Annotated in this window: 7 protein-coding genes; 6 read left to right on the top strand and 1 reads right to left on the bottom strand. The window is 64.5% G+C overall.

Going from position 1 to position 8875, the window contains the following annotated elements:
• From kdpA to AC1DX0_RS25670, 6 genes are all read left to right on the top strand, one after another.
• Positions 1-1101 (top strand): potassium-transporting ATPase subunit KdpA (gene kdpA, locus AC1DX0_RS25695; protein WP_477357292.1); only part of this gene is annotated, 1101 nt, incomplete at its 5' end.
• Positions 1102-1126: 25 nt separating this feature from the next.
• Positions 1127-1342 carry a hypothetical protein gene (locus AC1DX0_RS25690; RefSeq protein WP_027043198.1) on the top strand — a complete coding sequence of 72 codons (216 nt, stop codon included), beginning with the start codon at positions 1127-1129 and terminating at the stop codon, positions 1340-1342.
• A complete protein-coding gene (kdpB, locus tag AC1DX0_RS25685) occupies positions 1339-3432 on the top strand; it encodes a potassium-transporting ATPase subunit KdpB (RefSeq protein ID WP_477220099.1) in 2094 nt (697 codons plus the stop codon). The genes AC1DX0_RS25690 and kdpB overlap by 4 nt, the downstream gene beginning before the upstream one ends.
• A gap of 12 nt (positions 3433-3444) precedes the next feature.
• On the top strand, positions 3445-4011 hold the full coding sequence (gene kdpC / locus AC1DX0_RS25680) for a potassium-transporting ATPase subunit KdpC (RefSeq protein ID WP_477220098.1): 567 nt from the start codon (positions 3445-3447) through the stop codon (positions 4009-4011).
• 57 nt (positions 4012-4068) lie between these two features.
• Positions 4069-6801 (top strand): DUF4118 domain-containing protein, encoded by a 2733-nt coding sequence (locus AC1DX0_RS25675; RefSeq protein WP_477357290.1) that lies wholly within the window; start codon positions 4069-4071, stop codon positions 6799-6801.
• Positions 6798-7490: a response regulator transcription factor gene (locus tag AC1DX0_RS25670; RefSeq protein ID WP_477220096.1), complete on the top strand. Its 693-nt coding sequence runs from the start codon at positions 6798-6800 to the stop codon at positions 7488-7490. Before AC1DX0_RS25675 ends, AC1DX0_RS25670 begins: the two co-directional genes overlap by 4 nt.
• A gap of 18 nt (positions 7491-7508) precedes the next feature.
• On the opposite strand, the gene AC1DX0_RS25665 is transcribed toward AC1DX0_RS25670, so the two are convergent.
• Positions 7509-8875: MFS transporter (locus AC1DX0_RS25665; protein WP_477357288.1), on the bottom strand; the 1367-nt coding region annotated here is incomplete at its 5' end.

Genomic DNA, 8875 nt, shown 5'->3' with positions numbered 1-8875 from the left:
CTCGGCGCCTATGTCAACGCGACGACGCTCGAGGGCGCCCGGCAGACCATCGCGGTCGGACCGGTCGCCTCGCAGGTCGCCATCAAGTTGCTCGGCACCAATGGCGGCGGCTTCTTCAACGCCAATGCSGCRCAYCCKTTCGAAAAYCCCGACGCSATCTCSAACYTSATCCAGATGGTSACGATCTTYGCSMTYGGYGCKGCGCTGACCAACGTCTTCGGCCGCATGGTCGGCAACCAGCGCCAGGGCTGGGCGATCCTGGCCACGATGGGTGTCCTGTTCATCGCCGGCGTCACCATCTGCTACTGGGCGGAAGCATCAGGCAATCCGCTGGTGCACGCGCTGGGCATCGACGGCGGCAACATGGAAGGCAAGGAGACCCGCTTCGGCATCGCTTTGTCGGCACTGTTTGCTGTCATCACCACCGCCGCCTCCTGCGGCGCGGTCAACGCCATGCATGACTCGTTCACCGCGATCGGCGGCTTCATCCCGATGATCAACATGCAGCTCGGCGAAGTCATCGTCGGCGGCGTCGGCGCCGGTTTCTACGGCATCCTGATGTTCATCGTCGTCGCTGTCTTCGTTGCCGGCCTGATGGTCGGCCGCACGCCCGAATATCTCGGCAAGAAGATCGAGGCCAAGGAGGTCAAGATGGCGATGCTCGCCATCCTCGCCCTGCCTCTGGTCATGCTGGTCTTCACGGCCATCGCGGTCGTGCTGCCAAGCGCCGTGGCCTCGATGGCCAATGGCGGTCCGCACGGCTTCTCCGAAGTTCTCTATGCCTACACCTCGGCGGCAGCGAACAACGGCTCGGCCTTTGGCGGCCTTTCCGGCAACACGCCCTGGTACAACATCACGCTCGGCATCACCATGTGGGTAGGTCGCTTCTTCGTCATCATCCCGGCGCTTGCCATCGCCGGCTCTCTGGTGGCGAAAAAGACGGTGCCCGCCTCCGCCGGTACCTTCCCGACCGACGGTCCGCTGTTCGTCGGGCTGCTGGTCGGCGTCATCCTGATCGTTGTCGGCCTCACCTTCTTCCCGGCGCTGGCGATCGGACCGATCGTCGAACACCTGGCCATGATCCATGGTCAGACCTTCTGAGAGCGCCCCGTCTTGGGTCAAAATCATGTCCTGGTTCAAAAACATGCGTCGCAAGGTTGAGCGTCGGACCGACAGGGAGGGGGAGACAATCCCCCCTCCTTTCCCGACCGTGTCCACTTTCCTCGGCATTGCGGCAGCCATGATCGTCATCTGGCTGCTGGTCTATGGGCCGCCGCATCTTCCTTCGGCATCCGATCGATCGGTGCCTGCCAACATTTCAGATACTGGAGCCAACAAATGAGCCAGTCCAAATCCGCTAGCATCATGGATGCCAGCATCCTGTGGCCCGCCATTGGTGGGGCCTTCAAGAAATTGAACCCGCGCACCCTGATCAAGAACCCGGTGATGTTCGTCGTCGCCGTCGTCTCGGCGCTGACCACTGTTCTGTTCGTCAGGGATCTCATTACCGGTGGCGGTGATTTCAAGTTCACGCTGCAGATCATCATCTGGCTGTGGTTTACCGTGCTGTTCGCCAATTTCGCCGAAGCGGTCGCCGAGGGGCGCGGCAAGGCGCAAGCCGACTCGCTGCGCAAGGCGCGCACCGAGACCCAGGCCAAGCTGCTAGCCGGCGAGGACAGGACCAAGTTCAAGCTCGTGCCCGGCACCAGCCTGAAGGTTGGTGACATCGTTCTGGTCGAAGCCGGCGACATCATCCCGTCGGACGGCGAGGTGATCGAAGGCGTCGCCTCGGTCAACGAAGCGGCGATCACCGGCGAGTCGGCCCCCGTCATCCGCGAATCCGGCGGCGACCGTTCGGCGGTCACCGGCGGCACGCAGGTGCTGTCCGACTGGATCCGTTTGCGCATCACGGCCGCCTCCGGCCACACCTTCCTCGACCGCATGATCTCGCTGGTCGAAGGTGCCGAGCGCCAGAAGACGCCGAACGAGATCGCGCTCAACATCCTTTTGGTCGGCATGACGCTGATCTTCGTGCTGGCCACCGCAACCATCCCGAGCTTTGCCTCCTATTCGGGCGGCTATATCTCGGTAACCGTGCTCGTCGCCCTGTTCGTCACCCTGATCCCGACCACGATCGGCGCGCTGCTGTCGGCCATCGGCATCGCCGGCATGGACCGCCTGGTGCGCTTCAATGTGCTGGCCATGTCGGGCCGCGCCGTCGAGGCAGCCGGCGACGTCGACACGCTGCTGCTCGACAAGACCGGCACGATCACGCTCGGCAACCGCCAGGCGACGGAATTCCGTCCGGTCAGGGGCGTCACCGAACAGGAACTGGCCGACGCGGCGCAGCTCGCCTCGCTCGCCGACGAAACGCCGGAAGGCCGCTCGATCGTCGTCCTGGCCAAGGAGAAATACGGCATCCGCGCCCGTGACATGGCAACGCTGCACGCAACCTTCGTTCCCTTTACCGCGCAGACCCGCATGAGCGGTGTCGATGTCGATGGCTCGTCGGTGCGCAAGGGCGCGGTCGATTCCGTGCTTGCCCATGTCAACCAGTCGACGGTCGCCGCCCACGGCACGCGTCCGAGCAGCGAGTCCGTCAAGGATCTCCAGGCGATCGCGGACGAGGTCGCGAAGTCCGGCGGCACGCCGCTGGCGGTCGAGCGCGACGGGCGCCTGCTCGGCGTCGTCCATCTCAAGGACATCGTCAAGGGCGGCATCAGCGAGCGCTTCACGGAACTCCGCCGCATGGGCATCCGCACGGTGATGATCACCGGCGACAATCCTTTGACGGCGGCCGCGATCGCGGCGGAGGCCGGCGTCGACGACTTCCTTGCCCAGGCGACGCCCGAGGACAAGCTGAAGCTGATCCGCGACGAACAGGCCAAGGGCAAGCTCGTCGCCATGTGCGGCGACGGCACGAATGATGCGCCCGCCCTTGCCCAGGCCGATGTCGGCGTCGCCATGAACACCGGCACGGTTGCCGCGCGCGAAGCCGGCAACATGATCGATCTCGACAGCGATCCGACCAAGCTCATCGAGATCGTCGAGATCGGCAAGGCTCTGCTGATGACGCGCGGCTCGCTGACGACCTTCTCGATCGCCAACGATGTCGCCAAGTACTTTGCCATCATCCCGGCCATGTTCGCCGTCTTCTACGTCGCGCCGGGGCAGACCACCGGCCCGCTGCAGGCGCTCAACATCATGCATCTGGCGACGCCGCAGAGCGCCATCCTGTCGGCCATCATCTTCAACGCGCTGATCATCATCGCGCTGATCCCGCTGTCGCTGAAAGGCGTCAAGTATCGCGCCATCGGCGCCGGCGCGCTGCTCAGCCGCAACCTCCTGGTCTACGGCCTCGGCGGCATCATTGTCCCCTTCGTCGGCATCAAGGCGATCGACATGATCGTCACCGCCCTCGGCCTCGCTTAAGGAACAAGTTCCATGCTCACCCAGATAAGACCCGCGATCATCATGATCGTCTTCTTCACGGTCCTGACCGGCCTGATCTATCCGATCGGCATGACCGGCATTGCCCAGGCGCTGTTCCCGCGCCAGGCCAATGGCAGCCTGATCGAGAAGGACGGCAAGGTCATCGGCTCCGAGCTGATCGGCCAGGGCTTTGCCAGCGACAAGTATTTCCATGGCCGGATTTCAGCGGCCGGCAGCAATGGCTACGACGCCACCGCCTCCGGCGGCACCAATCTCGGCCCGACCAATCCAAAGCTGATCGAGCGCATCAAGGGCGATGCCGACAAGCTGAAGGCGGAGAACCCGAACGCGCAAGTGCCGATGGATATGGTGACGTCATCGGGCAGCGGCCTCGATCCGCATATCAGCCCGGAGGCCGCCTATTTCCAGGTTCCGCGCGTGGCCAAGGCCAGGGGCATCGACGAAGCCAAGATCAAGGCGCTTGTCGACGGTCAAGTCCAGAGCAGGGAACTCGGCTTCATGGGAGAGCCGGTGGTCAATGTGCTGGCGCTCAACCTGGCGCTGGACGCCGCTAAGTAGTTGATGGCGCGGACCGGGGATCGACAGCATCCCCGGACCCCTCCATGATCGATCCTGATGCCGGACGACCGCAGCAACGAAAACAGACCTTCCCCCGACGCGCTGCTCGAGCATGCCGAGCGGGAGGGACGCGGCCGTCTGCGGATATTCCTTGGCGCGGCACCCGGTGTCGGCAAGACCTACGAAATGCTGATGTCGGGCCGTGCCAGGCTGGCCGACGGCATCGATGTGGTGATCGGCGTCGTCGAGACGCATGGCCGCAAGGAAACCCWGGCTCTGGTCGARGGYTATGAARTCATTCCSCGCCGSAARGTCGACTACAAGGGGCGCATSCTCGACGAGATGGATATCGACGCCATCMTCGCCCGGCGTCCGGCGCTGGTCCTCGTCGATGAACTAGCCCACACCAATGCGCCCGGCAGCCGCCACCCCAAGCGCTATCTCGACGTCCAGGAAATCCTGACGCAAGGCATCGATGTCTACACGACGCTCAACGTCCAGCATGTCGAAAGCCTGAACGATGTCGTCGCCCAGATCACCAAGGTCAGGGTCCGTGAGACGGTTCCCGATTCCATCATCGACCAGGCCGACGATGTCGAGATCATCGATCTTACCCCCGACGACCTGATCAAGCGGCTCGAGGAAGGCAAGGTCTACTTCCCCAACACCGCCCAGCGCGCTATCGAGAACTATTTCTCGCCCGGCAATCTGACGGCGCTCAGGGAACTGGCGCTTCGCCGCACCGCGCAGCGCGTCGACGAGCAGTTGCTCAATCACATGCAGTCGCATGCCATCCAAGGCCCCTGGGCTGCAGGGGAAAGGGTCCTCGTCTGTCTCGACGCCCGCCCGGGCGGAGCGGCCCGCATCCGCTATGCGCGCCGGCTGGCGGACCGGCTGCGTGCCCCGTGGACGGCACTGCATGTCGACAGTCCTCGCTCGGCCAGCATGCCCGAGGCAGACAAGGATCGGCTCGCAAACAATTTGCGCCTCGCCCAACAGCTCGGTGCCGAGGTGACGACCATTCCGGGTCAGAACGTGGCGCAGGACATCGTGCGCTATGCGACGGCGAACAATTTTACCCACATCGTGGTCGGCCGGCCGACCCGGTCGCGCTGGCGCGAATTGATCGAAGGTTCGCTGACCTATGATCTCATCCGCAATGCCGGCGACATCAGCGTCCATGTCATTTCGGGAACCGAACGCAACGATGCGGTGTCGAGAAGCGTCAAGCCGGCGGACGAGCAATGGCAGTTCGAGATCTGGCCCTATCTCAAGGCCACGGCCTTCGTCGCCGGCTCGCTCGCCTTTGCCGTCCTGCTCGACCAGTTTCTCGATGTTCGCAACCTGGCGATCATCTTCCTCATCGGGGTGCTGGCGTCGGCGGTGACCGGCGGTCTATGGCCGGCTCTGTACGCCTGTCTCGCCAGCGCCCTTGCCTTCAACTATTTCTTCCTCGAGCCGCGCTACACGCTGACGATCCGGGATCCGGAGAGCATTGTCGCGCTCGGCGTGTTCCTGGTCGTCGCCGTCATTGCCAGCAATCTGACGGTGCGCGTGCAGCGCCAGGCAATCGCCGCCCGCTCGCGGGCGCGGGCCACGGAAGACATCTACCTCTTTTCAAAGAAGCTCGCCGGTGCCGGCACGCTCGACGACGTTCTGTGGGCCACCGCCTTCCAGATCGCCTCGATGCTGAAGCTGCGTGTGGTGCTGCTTCTGCCCGAAGACGGCACCATCACCGTCAAGGCCGGCTATCCGCCCGACGACACGCTGGCCGAGGCCGACATCGCGGCCGCCCGCTGGGCATGGGAGCACAATCGTGCTGCCGGGCGCGGCGCCGACACGTTGCCTGGCGCCAAGCGCCTCTATCTTCCGTTGCGGACAGGACGGACGGCAATCGGTGTCGTCGGCCTCGACAATGACAAACAGGGGCCGCTGCTGACGCCGGAGCAGCAGCGCCTGCTCGACGCGCTGGCCGACCAAGCAGCGGTCGCCATCGAACGTATCCAGCTCGTCGCCGATGTCGACCGGGCCAAGCTCCTGGCCGAGGCCGATCGGTTGCGCTCGGCGCTGCTGACCTCCATTTCGCATGATCTGAAAACGCCGCTCGCCGCCATCATGGGCGCTGCCGGCACGCTGCGGGAATTCGCGCCGGCACTTCCCGAAGAGGACCGGGCGGAATTGCTGACGACCGTGCTCGACGAGTCCGAGCGGCTGAACCGCTTCATCGCCAATTTGCTCGACATGACCAAGATCGAGTCCGGCGCAATGGAGCCGAACTTCGCCTTSCACTATGTCGGTGACATCGTCGGCTCCGCCCTGCAGAGGGCCAGGAAAATCATCGGCGAGCATAAGACCGAGGTGGATATCCCCCCGGATTTGCCGATGTTGAAGGTCGATCCCGTCCTGTTCGAGCAGGCGCTGTTCAACCTCCTCGACAATGCGGCGAAATACGCACCGGCCGGCTCGACGATCCGCGTGCAGGGCTGGAGCGACAATGGGTCCGTCATCCTGCAGATCATGGATGAGGGGCCGGGCATTCCCCCCGGTGATCTGGAACGGATTTTCGACACGTTCTACCGGGTGCGCAAGCGTGACCAGGTTCGCGCCGGCACCGGGCTTGGGCTATCGATCTGCCGCGGCTTCATCGAGGCGATGGGGGGCACGATCACGGCGGCAAACCGAACCGACCGTTCGGGCGCGGTTTTCACCATCAAAATGCCGAAGCCTGCGAACCCGCCCGATCTCAGCGCCGCCAATACGGACGACAATGATGTGGATGATTTGGCATGACGAACGCGAATGTCAGGATATTGGTTGTCGATGACGAGCCGCCGATCCGCAAACTGCTGCGGGTCGGCCTAGGCAGCCAGGGCTATGCGGTCAGCGAGGCGCCGAACGCCAAGGCGGCGATCGAATTGATGGACCAGGAAAAGCCGGACCTGGTGCTGCTCGATCTCGGCCTGCCCGGCATGAGCGGCCATGAGCTGCTGCGCAAATGGCGCGACGACGGCCTCGACATTCCTGTCGTCATTCTCTCCAGCCGCACCGACGAGGCCGGCATCGTCCAGGCTCTGGAACTCGGCGCCGACGATTATGTCACCAAGCCGTTCGGTATGAACGAACTGGTGGCGCGCATCCGCGTGGCGCTGCGGCACAAGTTCCAGCAACAGGGCGAAAAGCCTGTGTTCCAGAGCGGCGACCTCAGCGTCGATCTGGTCAAGCGCATCGTCAAGGTCGAGGGCAAGGAGATAAAACTCTCGCCGAAGGAATACGACATATTGCGCATCCTGGTGCAGCATGCCGGCAAGGTGCTGACCCACCATTTTATCCTGAAGCAGATCTGGGGCGATACGACCGACGTGCAGTATCTCAGGGTCTATGTCAGGCAGCTCAGGCAAAAGATTGAGAAGACCCCCGACCAACCACAGCACATCACCACCGAGACCGGTGTCGGCTATCGGCTGCGTGTGGTCGAGTGAGGCAGCCTTAAACTTGCGTCAGCCGATAGCTTCCAGCGGTCGGTTTGGCGCCGCTGATGCCCGCAAGGCCGCTAGGCAGCCGAGAAGGCCGAGCGGCACGAAGGCGAGGAACAGCCAGCTCGCGACATTGGCCGCCGCGTCGTGGTTCAGCCCTTGCGAAAAGCCGCTGGCATTGGCGACGATGCCGGCAAGCGCGGCACCCACGGCATAGCCTATGCGCTGCATGGTCGGCACGGCGGCCGAGGCGATGGTCTGTTCGTCGTCCGGGGCGGAGGCGACGATGACGCGGGTCAGGAACGGCCAGGCAATGCCGAAGCCGCCGCCCTGCAACAGGGCGCAGACCAGGATCAGCGGGATCGAGCCCAGCGGGATCGTATAGGCAAAGCCCGCAATGCCCGCCGCGATCATCAGCGCGCCGGCGACGATGATCAGCCGCTCGCGATGCGGCGGCGCGTTGGCGACGASGATCGACAGGATCGACCAGGCGATCGATTCGGCGGCGATGATGTAGCCCGTGGTCAGCAGCGGAATGTCATGCAGGCTGGTTAGCAGCAGCGGTCCGTAGACGCCGAAGGAGCAGGTGGCGACGGAAAAGGCGGCGACCATGGTCATGCCGGCGCCGACCGGCGTGCGCCACGAGAACAGCCGCGACGGGAAAAGCCGCGAGCGCGGCTTCAGCGCGTCGATGGTGAAGAACAGCGCCAGGCCGGCGAGGCCAAGGACGATCAGCAGCGAGGAGCGAAGCACGGCAATGTCGACGCCGGCCGAGGCGATCAGCACCACGGCGACGGCAAGGCAGCCAAGGGCGGCGAACGGGAAGGGCGGCACCTTGCCGGCGCTCAGCACGGGTCGCGTCGCCTCCGGCGTGTTGAGCACGAGGAAGCTGGCCAGCGCCATGGCGGTTCCGCCGAGAGTGAAGACGCCGAAGGCCCAGCGCCACGAGAGAAGCTCGGTCATGATTGCGCCCAGCAACGGGCCGCTGAACGCCGCGACGCCCCAGATCGCCGACATGATGCCGAAAAGCTGCGGCCAGATGGCACGCGAGAACAGCCGCTCGACCGAGACGAAAGCCAGCGATACCAGCGCGCCGCCGCCCAGCCCTTCGACCAGGCGACCGGCGAGGAACAATTGCATGGACGGCGAGGTGGCGCAGATCAGCGCCCCGGCCGCGTAGAGCAGGGCCGCGACCACCATATTGGTGCGCAGCGCCACGTAGCTCACCAACCGTCCGGCGGCGGCACCGGCGACGATGGCGCCGAGTTCATAGACCGCCAGCGACCAGCCGACGAGCTGCACGCCGGCCATTTCACCAACCATGGCTGGCATGACGGTCGCCACCATCGTTTCGTTGGTGGCGTGCAGCAGGATGCCGAGGCTGATGAAGC

It is taken from the genome of Mesorhizobium sp. P3_A9 (assembly GCF_056402975.1).
Note: the sequence above shows the minus strand (reverse complement) of the source record. Positions and strands in the feature narration are given on the sequence as shown.

Bases quoted from the DNA above. Each gene is read 5' to 3' on its own strand.
- AC1DX0_RS25690 (WP_027043198.1), top strand. From the start codon at position 1,127: ATGTCCTGGTTCAAAAACATGCGTCGCAAGGTTGAGCGTCGGACCGAC.
- kdpB (WP_477220099.1), top strand. From the start codon at position 1,339: ATGAGCCAGTCCAAATCCGCTAGCATCATGGATGCCAGCATCCTGTGG.
- kdpC (WP_477220098.1), top strand. From the start codon at position 3,445: ATGCTCACCCAGATAAGACCCGCGATCATCATGATCGTCTTCTTCACG.
- AC1DX0_RS25670 (WP_477220096.1), top strand. From the start codon at position 6,798: ATGACGAACGCGAATGTCAGGATATTGGTTGTCGATGACGAGCCGCCG.